Genomic DNA, 14,559 nt, shown 5'->3' with positions numbered 1-14,559 from the left:
CCCTGGTCCGCCCGGTGCGCCCGGTGTGTCTGGTGGGCCGGGTGGTGGGCAGACGCCTCCGCCGGGTGCGCCGGGTGCGCCCGCCGGCGGGGTGCATGCCGCCGCGACGGTGCTCTCGGGTCCCGGTGGACAGCCGGCGCCCGGTGCGGGCGGCCCCGGCTATCCGGCTCCGCCCGGTGCGCCGGGTGCCCCGTCCGGTCCGCAGCCGCCCGGCCCACCCGGTGTCCCCGGTGCGGGTGGTCCGCAGACGCCGCCGCCCCCGTATCCGGGTGGACCGGGAGCGCCGGGCGCCCCCCATATGCCGCCGCCCGCCGGCGCTCCCGTCCAGGGGATCGCGCCGCCGCCGGGTATGCCCGCGCCCGGTATGCCCACGCCCGGTATGCCCACGCCGGGCATGGCGCCGCCGCCCGGCTACGCGTATCCGCCGCCGTCCGGCCCGACCGTCGGACCCGGCTACATGGCGGTGCTGCGCTACCGGGCGCAGGACGGTTCGGAGCAGCAGCTCATCCGTCGTTCGGCGCCGGGCACCCCGCATCCGGAGTGGCAGATCCTGCATGAGCTGCGGGCGATGAACGTGCCGCCGCAGCAGGTGCTGGAACTCCACACCGAGCTGGAGTCCTGCGATCTGCCCGGTGGTTACTGCGCCCGGATGATCCGGGAGAGCTGGCCGCAGGTGCGGATCAGCCACACCGCTCCGTACGGGCGTGATCACGCCACCCGTCAGCAGGGTGTGCGTCATCTGCTGGAGCACCAGGGCGAGCTGCACCAGGTGGCGGACGGTCCGGCCCGTCCGGCGCCGAACCGGGTGCCGCTGCCGCACCCCGGCCAGGTGCAGCCGATTCCGCCGGTGCCGCCGGAGGGGCTGGCGCATGAGCTGGGCCAGGCGTTCGGGCCGCAGGGCATCGTCCGCTTCGACCAGCGGGCGGTGTCGCGGATGGGCGTTCCGGACGTGGTGGCGCAGACGCTGGTGTGGGCGGGGCTGCCGGTGGACTTCGGTCCGTTCTTCTGGGCGCAGGCCCAGCCGGGCCGCCCGGTGCCGACGCTGGCGGAGCTGGCGGCGGAGCGTGGCGTGCAGGCCGCGCCGGACGCGGGTTCGTACCTGGTCATGGGCAATGACTTCGGCCGTCAGCTGTGTGTGCAGTACGGCACGGCGAACATCGTGGCGGTGCCGCTCGAGGCGACGCCCCAGCCGGTGCCGCCGCAGTTCGTGAACACCGGGCTGCCGGAGTTCGTGCGGTGCATGGCGCTGCTGGGCCGGATGTGGCGGCTGCGCTACGGGCTGACGCCGGACCAGGCGGGCCGCTGGACGGTGGACTTCCAGGCGCAGCTGGCGGGTCTGGATCCGGCGGCGCTGTCCGCTCCGGACAACTGGTGGGCGGTGCTGCTGGAACAGATGTGGGACGGTCTGCTCTGAGCCTGTCCGCGCGGCGGTGACCGCGCGTCATCGGACCAACGGCGATCGAGGCGCCCGACCCCCGTGACGGGGGCGGGCGCCTCGTCGTTGTTGTCACCGGCGGCGGCCCGCCCACTGATATGGGCGGAGTGTCGCGTTATGGGGGATGAGATGCCATCTATAAAGATGTGCGCCGAAGCGCGTTGCATACCGGACAAAAGGGGTTCCAAGGATGGGCGCATCGGTGTCACCTCATGGCTTCACCATCGTCGGCGGACGGAGCCGTGGCTACCGGCCCGCGCAGGTCGACCACTATGTGGCCGAGCTGTCCGAGGCGCGGGACGCGGCGTGGGAGCGCGCCGCGCGCCTCACCGTACTGGCCAATGAGCTGACCGCCGAGGCGGAGCGGCTGCGTGAGGTGATCGCCCAACTGGCCCCCCAGACCTATGAGTCGCTCGGCGACCGGGCCCAGCTGATCCTCATGGCGGCCGAGGAGGAGGTCGTCTGTCTGCGGGCGGCGGCCGAGGCGTCGGCGCAGGAGGAGTGGGAGGCCGCGCAGGCCGCGGCCCGTGCGGTGCGGGACGCCGCCCGCGACGAGGCGGAGGAGGTCCGCGAGGCCGCCGAGGCGGCGGCCCGCGCCACCCTGGAGTCGGCCCAGGTGGACGTGGACGAGTTGCGGGCCGCCTCGCGGCAGGACGCCAAGGAGTGGCGGAGCCAGGCGCTGGCGGATCTGAAGGAGATGCGGCAGCGCGCCGCCGGGATCCTGGCCGAGCAGGAGCGGGAGCACACCGAGCGGTGGGAGGCGGCGGGCCGGGAGCTGGTCGAGCGGGACAACGCGATGACGGCCCGGCTGGCCCAGTTGGAGGAGTACGCCCAGGCCACGCTCGACGACGCCAAGCGGGAGTACGGGATGGCCGAGCAGGCCGCCCGGCTGCGGCAGGAGGACGCGCAGGCGCAGGCGGCGGAGATCATCGCCCAGGCGCGGGCCCGGGAGGAGCGCCTGGCGCGGGAGACGGAGCGGACGCTGCGTGAGCATGTGGAGCGGCGTGAGGAACTCAGGGCGCATCTGGAGCATGTGCGGGGCAGCCTGGCGGCGCTGACCGGCAGGCCGGTGGCGGAGGACACGGCGGCACCGCGCCCCGAGATCTGAGCGCCCTGGCTCGCCTCGCCCCGCCCCGGTTCCGGGGCCCGGCCGCCACGCGGTGGGCGGGGCGCAGGTGTCGGGGCTGGCGGTGTCGGGGGTGCCCGGTTTTGGGGTTGCTCGGTTTCGGGGCTGTGCGGTGCCGGGGCTGCTCGGTTTTGGGGCTGTGCGGTGTCGGGGCTGTGCGGTGCCGGGGCTGGCGGTGCCGGGGCTGGCGGTATCGGGGTTGCCTGGTTTCGGGGTTGCCCGGCCCTGGGGTTGCCGGTCTCCGGGGTGCTCGGTTTTGGGGCTGTGCGGTCTCCGGGCTGCCGGTGCTGGGGTTGCCTGGCCTTGGGGCTGTGCGGTCTCGGGGTTGCCGGTCTCCGGTTTGCCGGTGCCGGGGCTGCCTGGTCTCCGGGCTGCTCGGTCTTGGGGTTGCCGGTGCCGGGGTTGCCCGGCATGGGGCTGTGCGGTGTCGGGGCGCCGATGTCGGGGCTGCCGACGTCCGGGCTGCCGGTCTCAAGGCCGGGGCCGCTGCCCGGTTCCGGGCCGCCCGCTCCCGGCGCCGCCCGCTTCCGGTGTGGTCAGGGGTGCGGTGTCGGCCCTGCCGTCGGTCTCGGACCCGGCGTCCGTCCCGGTCCCGGTCTCGGTCCTAGCCTTGGCCCCTCCTTCGGCCCGGGCCCTGGTCCCGGCCTTGGCCCCTCCTCCGGCCCCGGCCCTGGCCTCGGTCTCGTCCCCGGCCACGGGCCCGGATTCCGCCCCGGCCCCGGACTCGTCCCCGGCCCCGGCCTCCGCCTCCGCCCCGGCCTCCGCCCCGGACTCCGTCTCGCCTTCGGCGTGGACCGGGAAGCGGCGCGGGGCGAGGAACACCAGGGCCAGCAGGGCCAGCAGCGCGGCGGTCGCCGCGCCCAGGTAGACGTGGTCGACGGCGGTGTCCACGGCCCGCCGCAGATAGTCGGCGGCCCGGTCGCTGAGGGCGCCGGGGTGTTCCAGGGCGCGGGAGACGGAGTCCAGGTCGTCGGGCAGTCCCGGCCGGATGGCGTCGGGCGCGTCGGCGAGCCGGGAGGCCAGGGTGGCGTTGGCGACGGCGCCGAAGAGGGCGGCGCCGACGCTCTGGCCGACCTGGCGGCAGAAGAGGATCGAGGCGGTGGCGGTGCCGCGTTCGGCCCATGGGACGGACGACTGCACCCCGATGATCAGCGGCAGCTGGAAGAGCCCGAGGGCGCCCCCGAGCAGCAGCATGATCAGTGCGGGCTGCCAGGCGGCGCCCGGGTAGGGGAGCAGGGGGAAGACGGCGAGGATCAGCGTGGCGGCCGTCATGCCGGTGATGGCGCAGCGCCGGAAGCCGACGCGGTTGTAGACGCGGCTGCTGAGGGCGGCGGCGATGGGCCAGCTCAGCGTCATCGTGGACAGGACGAATCCGGCGGGTATCGGGCCGAGTCCGAGCACCGACTGGGCGTAGGTGGGCAGGAAGACGGTCGGTGCGATCATCAGCAGGCCGAGCGCGCCGAAGGCGAGGTTGACCGCCGAGATCGTGCGGCGGCGCCAGACCCAGCCGGGGATGATCGGTTCGGCGGCGCGCCGTTCGATCCATACGGTGGCCGCGGCGCAGACGGCGGTGGCGCCGAGGAGGGCCAGCGACGGGGCGGACAGCCAGCTCCAGGCCACTCCGCCCTGGACGAGGGCGGTGAGCAGCAGTCCGCCGCTGAGGAACACGCCGAGCGCCCCGGCCCAGTCGATCCTGGGGCGGCCGTCCCGGTGCCGTCGCGGTTCGTGCAGGTGACGGGCGATCAGGACGAGCGCGAGGGCGCCGACGGGCAGGTTGATGAGGAAGATCCAGCGCCAGTCGGCGTATCCGGCGAGCACTCCGCCGATCGCGGGGCCCGCCACCGAGGAGAGCGCCCAGACGGAGGAGAGCCTGGCCTGGATCTTCGGGCGCTCCTTGAGCGGGTAGAGGTCGGCGGCGATGACCTGGATGGTGCCCTGGAGGGCCCCGCCGCCCAGCCCCTGGACGATGCGGAAGGCGATGAGGGTGCCCATGTTCCAGGCGCCGGCGCACAGCAGGGATCCGATGAGGAAGACGACGATGCCCGCGAGCAGGACGGGTTTGCGGCCGAAGGTGTCGGAGAGCTTTCCGTACAGCGGCAGGGAGACGGTGACGGCGAGCAGGTAGCCGGAGAAGAGCCAGGAGAAGACGGAGAAGCCGCCGAGGTCGCCGACGATCTGCGGTACGGCGGTGGAGATGATCGTCGAGTCGAGTGCGGCCAGCGCCATGCCGAGCATCAGGGCGGCGGCGACGGGGCGGCGCCCGCGGGGGGTGGGGGTTCCGGTCTGTGGCTGGGGCGCGGGGGGCCTGGGGTCCGCGTCCATCGGCCGTCGTGCGGTGCCGCCCACGGTGGCGCGCTCCCTCCGCCGGTCCGCGCCGGCACGTGTTCACGATGGTGCTACGACGATTCTTGTACGACCCACCATTCCATGCCGGGGCCGGGCCGGGGAAGAACGCAACCGGGCTGCCCAGACCGCCCGGCTTGGCCCTGACGTGACCAAAGGGTGTGGGATCGACCCTTAGTTCCGCTCCGTCTCAGGTCCTACTCCCCTAGGGGATGCCCAGCCTGTACTCCTACCACCGGTTCGTCCCGGCGGATGAGGAGCCTGTCGTGTCCGGTTCATAGGGTTGCCAGGGGCTGCGCGACCGAGGGGGTGGGGCTAGCCCCACCGCGAAGAGGGAGTTGCTCCCCATCGCGGAGGTTCCCGGATCGGGTCAGGATGAAAGCCCTGATCGGGAACCGAGATCGCCGATCGGACACGAAGGAGAAAGACCGTGACAACGGCTGTATCGATTCCCAGGACCGGGGGCAGCGGAGGACATACGGCCGTCGCCGCCCGCGCACGCCAGGTCGTCAAGGCGTACGGCTCCGGGGAGACCCGGGTGGTCGCGCTGGACCATGTGGACGTGGACATCGCCCGCGGGCAGTTCACCGCGATCATGGGCCCGTCCGGCTCTGGCAAGTCGACCCTGATGCACTGCCTGGCCGGGCTGGACACGGTCAGTTCCGGGCAGATCTTCATCGACGAGACCGAGATCACCGGGCTGAAGGACAAGAAGCTCACCAAGCTGCGCCGGGACCGGATCGGCTTCATCTTCCAGGCGTTCAACCTGCTGCCGACGCTCAGCGCGATCGAGAACATCACGCTGCCGATGGACATCGCGGGCCGTAAGCCCGAGCGGGCCTGGCTGGACCGGGTGGTGGAGACCGTGGGTCTGTCCGGCCGGCTCAAGCACCGTCCCAGCCAGCTCTCCGGCGGTCAGCAGCAGCGGGTGGCGGTGGCCCGCGCCCTGGCCGCCCGTCCCGAGATCATCTTCGGTGACGAGCCGACCGGGAACCTGGACTCGCGGGCCGGTGCCGAGGTGCTGGGCTTCCTCAAGCGCTCCGTGGACGAGCTGGGCCAGACGATCGTGATGGTCACCCATGACCCGGTCGCCGCCTCCTACGCCAACCGGGTGCTGTACCTGGCCGACGGCCGGATCGTCGACGAGATGCACAACCCGACGGCCGATCTGGTGCTGGAGCGGATGCTGCATCTATCGCCGGGGGGCGACCCCCGGACCCCCGAGGACTTCGACGCGCGTGGACGGGTGTCATGACCGTCCTCAAGACCTCGCTGCGCAACTTCGTCGCACACAAGGGGCGGATGGCGCTGTCCGCCATCGCCGTGCTGCTGTCGGTGGCGTTCGTCTGCGGCACGCTGGTCTTCACCGATACCACCAATGCCACGTTCGACAAGCTCTTCGCGAGTACGGCCTCCGATGTCACGGTCAGCCCGAAGGGCGTCAGCGACAATGACACCCGGCAGGGCCGGATCCGTACCCTGCCCGGCGCGGAGCTGGCGCGGCTGGAGAAGGTGAACGGCGTCAAGTCGGTGACGGGTGACGCCACCAGCCAGTCGATCACCGTCGCGGACCGGAACGACAACAACATCGGCGCGGACTCCGGTGCCCCGACCATCGGCACCAACTGGGACCCGACCGAGAAGCGATCGGTGAAGATCACCTCGGGCCATGCGCCGCACGGCCCGACGGAGGTGATGGTCGACGCCGACACCGCCAGGAACAAGAAGCTGAAGCTGGGCGATGAGGTGCGGGTCATCGCCATCCCCGGCGAGTTCCGCGCGAAGATCGTCGGCATCGCGACCTTCCAGGTGACCAACCCGGGCGCCGCGTTCCTCTACACCGACACCGACACCGCGCAGCGCAAGCTGCTCGGCGCGCCCGGGGCCTACTCCAGCTACGCGGTCACCGCCCAGCCGGGCGTCAGCCACGAACAGCTGAAGAAGAACGTCGTCGCCGATCTGGGCACCGGGGTCAAGGTGCAGACGAAGGCCGAGTCCAGCGCGGAGGCCGAGGACGACATCGGCTCCTTCCTAGACGTCATGAAGTACGCGATGCTCGGCTTCGCCGGGATCGCGGTCCTGGTCGGCATCTTCCTGATCGTCAACACCTTCTCGATGCTGGTCGCCCAGCGCACCCGGGAGATCGGCCTGATGCGCGCCATCGGCTCCAGCCGACGGCAGATCAACCGGTCGGTGCTGATCGAGGCGCTGCTGCTGGGCGTCGTCGGCTCGATCCTCGGGGTCCTCGGCGGTGTCGGTCTCGCGGTCGGCCTGATGAAGATCATGGGCAGCGCGGGGCTGCATCTGAGCACCGACCAGCTGACGGTGAAGCCGACCACGCCCGTCGTCGGCCTCGCCATCGGCATCGTCGTCACCGTCATCGCCGCGTACATCCCCGCCCGCCGGGCCGGGAAGATCTCGCCGATGGCGGCCCTGCGGGACGCGGGCACCCCGGCGGACAGCAAGGCCGGGCGGATCCGCGGCGCGATCGGCACGCTGCTCACCGCGGGCGGTGCGGCGGCCCTGGTGGTCGCCGGGAACGCGGACAAGGCGGCCGACGGCTCGATGTTCCTGGGCGTGGGCGTGGTGCTGACCCTCATCGGCTTCATCGTGATCGGCCCCCTGCTGGCCGGTCTGGTGGTCCGCGCGCTGGCCACCGTCGTGCTGCGGATCTTCGGTCCGGTCGGGCGGCTGGCGGAGCGCAACGCGCTGCGCAACCCGCGCCGCACCGGCGCCACCGGCGCGGCCCTGATGATCGGCCTCGCCCTGGTCGCCTGTCTGTCGGTGGTGGGCTCCTCGATGGTCGCCTCGGCCACCGACGAGCTGGACAAGTCGGTGGGCGCGGACTTCATCATCGGGTCCGACACGGGCCAGCCGATCACCAAGGGGATCGAGCAGGCGGTGCACCAGGCCAAGGGGCTGACGCACATCAGCGACGTCAAGATGATCGAGAAGGCCAGGCTCACGCTGCCGGACGGCACGACGGTCACCAAGGACCTCTCGGCCGCCGACCCGACGTACGCGGAGGACCTGCGCACCCCGGTGGTCTCGGGCGACCTGTCCGAAGCGTACGGCGAGAACGCCATGTCGGTGCCGGAGGGCCTGGCCAAGGACCACAAGGTGAAGCGGGGCGACACCGTGACCGTCACCTTCGCGGAGGGCCGTACCGCCAAGCTCACCGTCGCCGCGATCACCTCGGACGACGTCACCCTCGACAAGGGCGCGCTGTACCTGAACATCACCACCGTCGAGCGCTACCTCCCCGCCAAGCTGATGCCGGCGGACACCATGATGCTGGCGCAGGCCAAGGACGGTCAGGAGAAGGCGGCGTACGCCTCTCTCAAGGCACAGCTGCACCACTACCCGTCGGTGACGGTGCGCGACCAGACCGACTACAAGAAAGAGGTCAAGGACCAGGTCGGTCAGCTGCTCAACCTGGTCTACGGGCTGCTGGCGCTCGCGATCATCGTCGCCGTCCTCGGGGTGGTGAACACCCTGGCCCTGTCGGTCGTCGAGCGGACCCGGGAGATCGGCCTGATGCGCGCCATCGGCCTCTCCCGCCGCCAGATGCGCCGCATGATCCGGCTGGAGTCCGTGGTCATCGCGCTCTTCGGCGCGCTGCTCGGCCTGGGGCTGGGCATGGGCTGGGGGGCCACGGCCCAGAAGCTGCTGGCGCTGGAGGGGCTGAAGACCCTGGAGATCCCGTGGCCGACGATCATCACGGTCTTCATCGGCTCCGCCGTGGTGGGTCTGGTCGCCGCGCTGGTCCCGGCCTTCCGGGCGGCCCGGATGAACGTGCTGAACGCGATCGCCACGGAGTAGCCCCGGAGGAGACGAGGCCCGCTGCCCCTCCCTGGGCGGGAGGGGCAGCAGGCCGGCCGGCCCGGTGCGCGACGGGGGAGCGCAGCGGGCCGGCCGTGTGTTCCGACCGGGGAATGCGCACCCGGACATCAACCGCGGGAATCGAGGCCGACTTCGTGGAGACCGCGGAGACCGCGGAGACCGTGGGAGACAGACGCTCAGGTCAGTTGATACCCACGGAGTCGGTGATCTGCGCGGAGTCGATGGTGCCGTCGGGGTTCTGCCACAGGCAGACGGCCCCGACCACGTTGATCGGGATGACCATGCCCCCAGAGGCCCAGCATTCGGCCATGGTGAGCGGGGGGCGGGCAGCGGCCTGGGCCGTTCCTCCGATTCCCAGCGTGAGGGCGACGGCCCCGAGGGTGGTTGCCGCGGCTAACGCGAGGCGACGAGATCGCATATGACATACGCTCCGATTCGGTGGACCTTCCATCGTGACGAGAAAGCTAGCCGGACCAGTTCGGGGAATTCACTAGAGCTGTTACCGCGCGGCCCGGATGAGGAGGCGGCGGCCTATTCCGGCACAGCGAAACCGCCGCTCAGGCGGGCCCGCGGAATTCCGGCACAGTGTCAATGCATGTGTCGTTGATGGCCGATTCTCTGCGGATATCCGGACGTGCGGAGCGGCATTCCCGGGCGGCGCCGGTCCGGTGGTTTGACCGGTGGTTTGACGTGGAGTGCGCTCGAACTCCTAGCGTGAACGTCACGACCACGAGGGAGGTACCCGATGTCCGAACTGCCCACCCGTCGCCTGGGCGCCCTGACCGTCGCGGCCCAGGGCCTGGGCTGCATGGGAATGAGCCACGGCTACGGCGCCTCGGACGACGCCCAGTCGATCGCCACCATCCACCGCGCCCTCGACCTCGGCGTCACGCTGCTGGACACCTCCGACTTCTACGGCGCCGGGCACAACGAGGAACTGCTCGGCCGCGCCCTGGCCGGGCGCCGGGACCAGGCGGTCCTGGCCACCAAGTTCGGGTTCGCCAACCGGCTGGGGGAGCCCACCGCGATCCGGGGGGACGCCGCGTACGTCCGCCAGGCGTGCGACGCCTCGCTGCGGCGGCTCGGCGTGGACCATATCGACCTCTACTACCAGCACCGCGTCGATCCCGAGGTGCCCATCGAGGAGACCGTGGGCGCGATGGCCGAGCTGGTCCGGGCGGGCAAGGTGCGCCATCTCGGACTGTCCGAGGCGAGCGCGGAGACCATCCGCCGCGCCCATGCAGTGCACCCCATCGCGGCCCTGCAGAGCGAGTGGTCGCTGTGGACGCGGGATCTGGAGCACGAGATCGTCCCGGTCTGCCGCGAGCTCGGCATCGGCCTCGTCCCCTTCTCGCCGCTCGGCCGCGGCTTCCTGACCGGCCGCTACACCTCGACCGACGGCCTGGCGGAGGGGGACATGCGCCGCACCCAGCCGCGCTTCGCCGACGGCAACCTCGACCGGAACCTGGTCATCGTCGAGAAGCTGAACGAGCTGGCCGCCGCGAAGGGCGTCACCGCGGGGCAGCTCGCCCTCGCCTGGGTGCAGCACCGCGGCGCCGACGTGGTCCCCATCCCGGGCACCCGGCGCCAGACGTACCTGGCGGAGAACCTGGCCGCCGCGACCCTCGAGCTGTCCGCCGAGGAGCTGGCCGCGATCGACGCCGCCGCCCCGGCCGAGCAGGTCGCCGGTACCCGCTACGACGAGAAGAGCCTCGCCTTCGTCAACCGATAACCGATGAGTTTTCCGGCGCCCGGCGGTCTCAGTAGGTGAACGCGTCGTCCCAAAGGAGATCATCATGACCGAGACCGCGAAGGGCACCCACTTCTCCGAGGTGGGCCGGATCGCCGTCACCGTTGCCGACCAGGATCGTGCGCTGGAGTTCTACGTGGGCACGCTGGGCTTCGAGAAGCGTGCGGACATCCCGTTCGGCGACGGTCACCGCTGGATCGAGGTGGCCCCGGCGGGCGGCCACGCCGGGATCGCCCTTGTCCTGCCGCAGGAGGGCGGCCAGGCGCCGGGGTACGCGACCGGCATCATCCTCACCTCCGAGGACATCGACGCCGACCACGCGGCGCTGCGCTCGCGCGGCGTCGACACCGACCCGGAGGTCCAGCGCTGGGGCGCCCCGGTGCCGCCGATGTTCAGCTTCCGGGACGGCGACGGCAATGTGCTGATGGTCGTCGGGAACGAATGAGCGCCCCTCGACGGTGAGCCGGTCCGCGCGACGGGGGCGGACTGGCTCTTCGGCGTGGTGATGGCGGGTGGCGGCCGGTGAGAGGTGGCGTGCGGTGTGTTCGGTGGGATTACGCGGGTGGCGGCCGGTGAGCTGGGTGGGGTTACGCGGGGGTGGCGGCCGGTGCGTTCGGCGCGGCTATGAGGGGCAGTGGCCGATGCGCTCGGCGCGGGCGCGGAGCAGCAGCGCGACCCAGCTGCGGTAGGGCTTCCAGCGGTCGGCGATCCCGGCCAGCCGGCGCGGGTCGCGGGAGTCCGTGGCGCCGAGGCCGTACGCGTCGGCCATGGCCGCGTGCAGCCGCGGCTCGTGCCGCGGGAAGACGTCCGGGTGCCCGGCGCCGCGGATGAGGATGAGTTCGGCGGAGAACGGGCCGATGCCGGGGAGGGCGCGCAGCGCCGCGAGGGCGTCGTCCACCGGCATCGCGCGCAGCCGTGCGGCATCCAGCAGACCGTCGTCGGCCGCCTCGGCCAGTGCGTGCAGCCGCTCGATCTTCACCTCGGTCAGGCCCGGGGCGCGGGTGATCGTGCGCAGGACCGGTGGGGTGGGGAAGGCGTACAGGGTCCGGCCCGCGATCTGGACGCGCCGTCCGTACCGCTCGGCGAGGCGGGCCTTGACGGCCGCGGCCTGGGTCATGCGGACGCGGTGGCCGATGACCGCCCAGGCTGCGGCCTCGTAGGGCGAGTGGAAGCACACCGGCCGAAGGCCCGGGTAGTCCGCCATGAGCCCGGCCACCACGGGGTCGGCGGCGGCGAGTCCGGGGAAGCCGCTTCCGTCGACGTCGAGGGAGAGGATGCGGGCGAGCTGAGCCCGGACGGCCGCACTGGGGTCGAGGGCACCGGGCTCCGGGCCATCGGACCAGCCGTCACCGAGCCTGGGTGCGCCGGACCAGGTGCCACCGCGCCTGGCTTCGCCGGGGCCGGTCCCGGCGGCTCCGGCCTCGCCGGGCCGGGTGGCCCCGGCGCCCGCGTCGGGCGCGCCGGACGCGTCGTTCGTGCCGGACGCGCTGGTCTGGCTCCAGACGGTCCGGCCGGACCTTCTGGTCCCGGTCGCGTCGGCATGCCCGGCCTCGCCGTACGCGCCGGGCTCGCCGTACGCGCCGGGTTCGCCGTAGCTGCCGCCTCTGCTCGACCCGCCCGACCCGCCGGGCCTGCCTGGGGTGCCGTAGCCACTGGCCCCCCCGGGCCCGCCGTAGCCGCCTCCGCCGGACCCGCCCGACCTGCCGGGCGTGCCGGAGGTGGGTGCCGAGGGGGAGTCGGATGAGTCGGAGGAGCCGAAGGAGTCGGTCGGGGCGCCGGAGTACACGGTGAACTCGGCCCTTACCCTGCCCACTCCGCCGTCCGCCGCCGCCTCCTGCCGCACCGCGACGGCCACCGTCGAGTGGCAGTCGTCGGCGGGGAAGGCCAGGCGGAGGACCTCGTCCGCCGAGCCGCGGTAGCTCGCCGGGGTGAAGCCCTCCAGGAAGCGCGCACTCGCCGCGAGCGAGAAGGGGCCGGAGGGGGTGAGGACGACGGAGGTCATGATCAGCCTCCGTGTGCCGTGATGGCGTAGCCCTCGGGGCCGGTGAAGGTGAACGTGAGGCCGAAGGGGCTGTCCTTGGGCGGGCTGAGGATCGGCACCCCGGCGGCGGCGAGCCGGTCGTGCAGGGCCTGGGCGTCGGCGGTGCGGAACCACAGGGCCACCCCGAGGCCGGGCCGCTCGACGTCGTCGAGATGCACGCCGGGCAGGGGCTCGCGCACGGCGAACGGGATCGGCTCGGTGGTGAACACCACCGCACCGGGCGGCGAGGCCGGTGCCCGCCGCATCCCGAGGTGCTGTTCGCAGAACGTGGCCGCTGCCTCGACGTCGCGTACCTGCAAGGCGATGAAGTCAGGGCCGTCGACGGTGACGGTCATGGGTCCTCCTCGATCGATCGATGACTGCGTGATGTCAGGACTTTGACATCACCGGACTGTACGCACGGCTGTCACCTATGTCAAAATCCTGACATGGAAGACCGGAAGCCCGTGGCCCCGCCGCACCCCGCCGAGGACATCACCGAGCACGTGGGATACCGCCTCAAGCGCGCCGCCGCGGCGCTGCGCGGGGCCATGGACAAGGCGCTGCGCGAGCACGGCCTGACGGTGCCGCAGTACGCCTGCCTGGAACTCCTCGACCAGCGGCCCGGCCTGTCCAACGCCGAACTGGCCCGCGGCGCGTTCGTCACCCGGCAGTCCATGAACGTCGTCCTGCGCGGTCTGCAGGAGGCGGGCCTGATCTCCCGCCCCGCCACCACCGACCACGGCCGCGCCCTTCCCGCCCATCTCACCGCCCGGGGCCGCGAGCGCCTCGACGCGGCCCGGTCCGCCGTCTACGCCATCGAACGCACGATGGTCGACGCCCTCCCCCAGCGCCGCCTCGCCGCCCTCCTCACCGACCTCGACCGCATGGCCGAGGCGCTCGGCGGCTGGCCAGGTCTCAGTCGCGGGGGAGCAGGGTGCCCAGCGGGCCGAGGTCCAGGTTGAGGTCCTCCGCCGTCAGGCCGTGCTGGTCGCACAGCTCCGCCATGCGCTGGTCGAGCAGCATCAGTGTGGTGCCGATGCGCTCGATCTGGTCGTCGGTGAGGCCACCGGCGTCGATGCGGCGGATCGCTTGACGTTCCATCAGCTGACGGAGGAGTTCGACGACCGTCAGGACGAGGGCCACGAGGTCACGGCCGACCGAGTCGCGGTCGATGTCGACCCGGGCGGGGGCCGAGGGTGCCGAGCGGGCCGAGGGGGCCGGGGGCGGCGAGTCGGCCGAGGGGGCCGGGGGCGGCGGAGTCATAGCGGGCCGCTGTCGGCCCACGGGGCCTGGACCCGTTCGTTGACCGAGGAGAGGAGGGCGTGCAGGGAGAGGCGGACGAGGGGCACCTCGGCGATCGCGATGACCAGGTCACCGGTGATGACGACACCGGTGGCGAGCACCCGGTCGAGGAGGTCCACGAGGGGAACGCCGATCGGGCCGAGGGCCTCGGCGGGGGCGGCCCCCCAGTCGGGCGCCTGTTTCCTGGCGGCCTCGGCGGGGACGGCTTCCCACAGCGCCTTCGTCGGGGCGGCGTCCCAGGTGGCCCTGGTCATGGGGACGTTCCTCCTCCGCTGACCTGTGCCCCGTCGATCCGTCTCTCACCGACCCGTCCCTCGTCGATTTCTTCCTCGTTGGGCCCTCTCTCGTTGATCCCTACCTCGGCGATCCTCCCGTCGGCGATCCCCCCATCGGCGAAGGAGTAAGGCGCCCACGGTCCGGACAGCTCGATCTGGACGTCCGTCTCGTCGCGGCGCAATGACGCGAGGGCGGCCCGCAGTTCCCGCTCCCGGCCCAGGTCGAGGAGGTAGGCCGCGTTCAGCACATGGGTACGGTGCTTCCCCGTCACCTCGACGCCGTGCGGACGCAGCCGGCGCGCGGCCACGGCGAGGCCGCGGACCACGGTGTCCACCCGTTCGGCGGCGCGCAGCGCCAGGGTGTGGCGCTGTTCGCGGTCCCGTTGCCGGGTGCGGACGCGGTCCAGATAGGCCCGGCCGCTGCCGGTCGCGGCCGGGCGGGACGGGCCCGGGGTCGCGCCC

General features: G+C 72.6%; 13 protein-coding genes and 1 pseudogene. 7 read left to right on the top strand and 7 right to left on the bottom strand.

Going from position 1 to position 14,559, the window contains the following annotated elements; all coding sequences use genetic code 11:
* Nucleotides 1-1,414 (top strand): SUKH-4 family immunity protein (locus tag AXW62_RS23430; RefSeq protein WP_252368695.1); only part of this gene is annotated, 1,414 nt, incomplete at its 5' end.
* 211 nt (nt 1,415-1,625) lie between these two features.
* Nucleotides 1,626-2,543 (top strand): coiled-coil domain-containing protein, encoded by a 918-nt coding sequence (locus AXW62_RS23425; RefSeq protein ID WP_060946237.1) that lies wholly within the window; start codon nt 1,626-1,628, stop codon nt 2,541-2,543.
* Between the two features lie 489 nt (nt 2,544-3,032).
* On the opposite strand, the gene AXW62_RS23420 is transcribed toward AXW62_RS23425, so the two are convergent.
* Nucleotides 3,033-4,883 carry an MDR family MFS transporter gene (locus tag AXW62_RS23420; protein ID WP_252368696.1) on the bottom strand — a complete coding sequence of 617 codons (1,851 nt, stop codon included), beginning with the start codon at nt 4,881-4,883 and terminating at the stop codon, nt 3,033-3,035.
* A 451-nt stretch (nt 4,884-5,334) separates the two neighbouring features.
* On the opposite strand from AXW62_RS23420, the gene AXW62_RS23415 reads away from it, so the two are divergent.
* Complete coding sequence (locus AXW62_RS23415) at nt 5,335-6,159, top strand: ABC transporter ATP-binding protein (protein WP_060946236.1); 825 nt, start codon at nt 5,335-5,337, stop codon at nt 6,157-6,159.
* Nucleotides 6,156-8,726, top strand: a complete 2,571-nt coding sequence (locus AXW62_RS23410; RefSeq protein ID WP_060946235.1) for an ABC transporter permease — start codon at nt 6,156-6,158, stop codon at nt 8,724-8,726. The genes AXW62_RS23415 and AXW62_RS23410 overlap by 4 nt, the downstream gene beginning before the upstream one ends.
* A gap of 202 nt (nt 8,727-8,928) precedes the next feature.
* Here the strand turns inward: AXW62_RS23410 and AXW62_RS44075 are convergent, their stop codons facing one another.
* Nucleotides 8,929-9,165: a hypothetical protein gene (locus tag AXW62_RS44075; RefSeq protein ID WP_143712367.1), complete on the bottom strand. Its 237-nt coding sequence runs from the start codon at nt 9,163-9,165 to the stop codon at nt 8,929-8,931.
* Nucleotides 9,166-9,492: 327 nt separating this feature from the next.
* Here AXW62_RS44075 and AXW62_RS23405 point away from each other — a divergent pair, with 327 nt between their 5' ends.
* Together AXW62_RS23405 and AXW62_RS23400 are read left to right on the top strand one after the other, a co-directional pair.
* The gene (locus tag AXW62_RS23405) at nt 9,493-10,479 is read left to right on the top strand and encodes an aldo/keto reductase (RefSeq protein ID WP_060946234.1); all 987 of its coding nucleotides are present in this window, start codon (nt 9,493-9,495) and stop codon (nt 10,477-10,479) included.
* A gap of 64 nt (nt 10,480-10,543) precedes the next feature.
* The gene (locus AXW62_RS23400; RefSeq protein WP_060946233.1) at nt 10,544-10,942 is read left to right on the top strand and encodes a VOC family protein; all 399 of its coding nucleotides are present in this window, start codon (nt 10,544-10,546) and stop codon (nt 10,940-10,942) included.
* 177 nt (nt 10,943-11,119) lie between these two features.
* Here AXW62_RS23400 and AXW62_RS46950 read toward each other — a convergent pair.
* Together AXW62_RS46950 and AXW62_RS23390 are read right to left on the bottom strand one after the other, a co-directional pair.
* Nucleotides 11,120-11,800, bottom strand: a pseudogene (locus AXW62_RS46950) (DNA-3-methyladenine glycosylase family protein); the annotation flags it as partial.
* 701 nt (nt 11,801-12,501) lie between these two features.
* Nucleotides 12,502-12,873, bottom strand: coding sequence for a VOC family protein (locus AXW62_RS23390; RefSeq protein WP_060946232.1), 372 nt, complete (start codon nt 12,871-12,873; stop codon nt 12,502-12,504).
* Between the two features lie 93 nt (nt 12,874-12,966).
* Between AXW62_RS23390 and AXW62_RS23385 the strand changes: the two genes are divergently transcribed.
* Nucleotides 12,967-13,482, top strand: coding sequence for a MarR family winged helix-turn-helix transcriptional regulator (locus AXW62_RS23385; protein WP_060946231.1), 516 nt, complete (start codon nt 12,967-12,969; stop codon nt 13,480-13,482).
* Here AXW62_RS23385 and AXW62_RS23380 read toward each other — a convergent pair.
* The 3 genes from AXW62_RS23380 to AXW62_RS23370 form a co-directional block, all read right to left on the bottom strand.
* Nucleotides 13,436-13,783: a gas vesicle protein K gene (locus AXW62_RS23380; RefSeq protein WP_244502767.1), complete on the bottom strand. Its 348-nt coding sequence runs from the start codon at nt 13,781-13,783 to the stop codon at nt 13,436-13,438. The genes AXW62_RS23385 and AXW62_RS23380 overlap by 47 nt on opposite strands.
* Complete coding sequence (locus AXW62_RS47200; protein WP_370682931.1) at nt 13,780-14,076, bottom strand: gas vesicle protein; 297 nt, start codon at nt 14,074-14,076, stop codon at nt 13,780-13,782. Before AXW62_RS47200 ends, AXW62_RS23380 begins: the two co-directional genes overlap by 4 nt.
* Nucleotides 14,073-14,559: GvpL/GvpF family gas vesicle protein (locus tag AXW62_RS23370; protein ID WP_252368693.1), on the bottom strand; the 487-nt coding region annotated here is incomplete at its 5' end. The genes AXW62_RS23370 and AXW62_RS47200, both read right to left, overlap by 4 nt.

It is taken from the genome of Streptomyces hygroscopicus subsp. hygroscopicus, assembly GCF_001553455.1.
Taxonomy (GTDB): Bacteria; Actinomycetota; Actinomycetes; order Streptomycetales; family Streptomycetaceae; genus Streptomyces; species Streptomyces hygroscopicus.
Note: the sequence above shows the minus strand (reverse complement) of the source record. Positions and strands in the feature narration are given on the sequence as shown.

Bases quoted from the DNA above. Each gene is read 5' to 3' on its own strand.
- AXW62_RS23385 (WP_060946231.1), top strand. From the start codon at position 12,967: ATGGAAGACCGGAAGCCCGTGGCCCCGCCGCACCCCGCCGAGGACATC.
- AXW62_RS23405 (WP_060946234.1), top strand. From the start codon at position 9,493: ATGTCCGAACTGCCCACCCGTCGCCTGGGCGCCCTGACCGTCGCGGCC.
- AXW62_RS23410 (WP_060946235.1), top strand. From the start codon at position 6,156: ATGACCGTCCTCAAGACCTCGCTGCGCAACTTCGTCGCACACAAGGGG.
- AXW62_RS47200 (WP_370682931.1), bottom strand. From the start codon at position 14,076: ATGACCAGGGCCACCTGGGACGCCGCCCCGACGAAGGCGCTGTGGGAA.
- AXW62_RS23420 (WP_252368696.1), bottom strand. From the start codon at position 4,883: ATGGACGCGGACCCCAGGCCCCCCGCGCCCCAGCCACAGACCGGAACC.
- AXW62_RS23380 (WP_244502767.1), bottom strand. From the start codon at position 13,783: ATGACTCCGCCGCCCCCGGCCCCCTCGGCCGACTCGCCGCCCCCGGCC.
- AXW62_RS23400 (WP_060946233.1), top strand. From the start codon at position 10,544: ATGACCGAGACCGCGAAGGGCACCCACTTCTCCGAGGTGGGCCGGATC.
- AXW62_RS23425 (WP_060946237.1), top strand. From the start codon at position 1,626: ATGGGCGCATCGGTGTCACCTCATGGCTTCACCATCGTCGGCGGACGG.
- AXW62_RS44075 (WP_143712367.1), bottom strand. From the start codon at position 9,165: ATGCGATCTCGTCGCCTCGCGTTAGCCGCGGCAACCACCCTCGGGGCC.
- AXW62_RS23390 (WP_060946232.1), bottom strand. From the start codon at position 12,873: ATGACCGTCACCGTCGACGGCCCTGACTTCATCGCCTTGCAGGTACGC.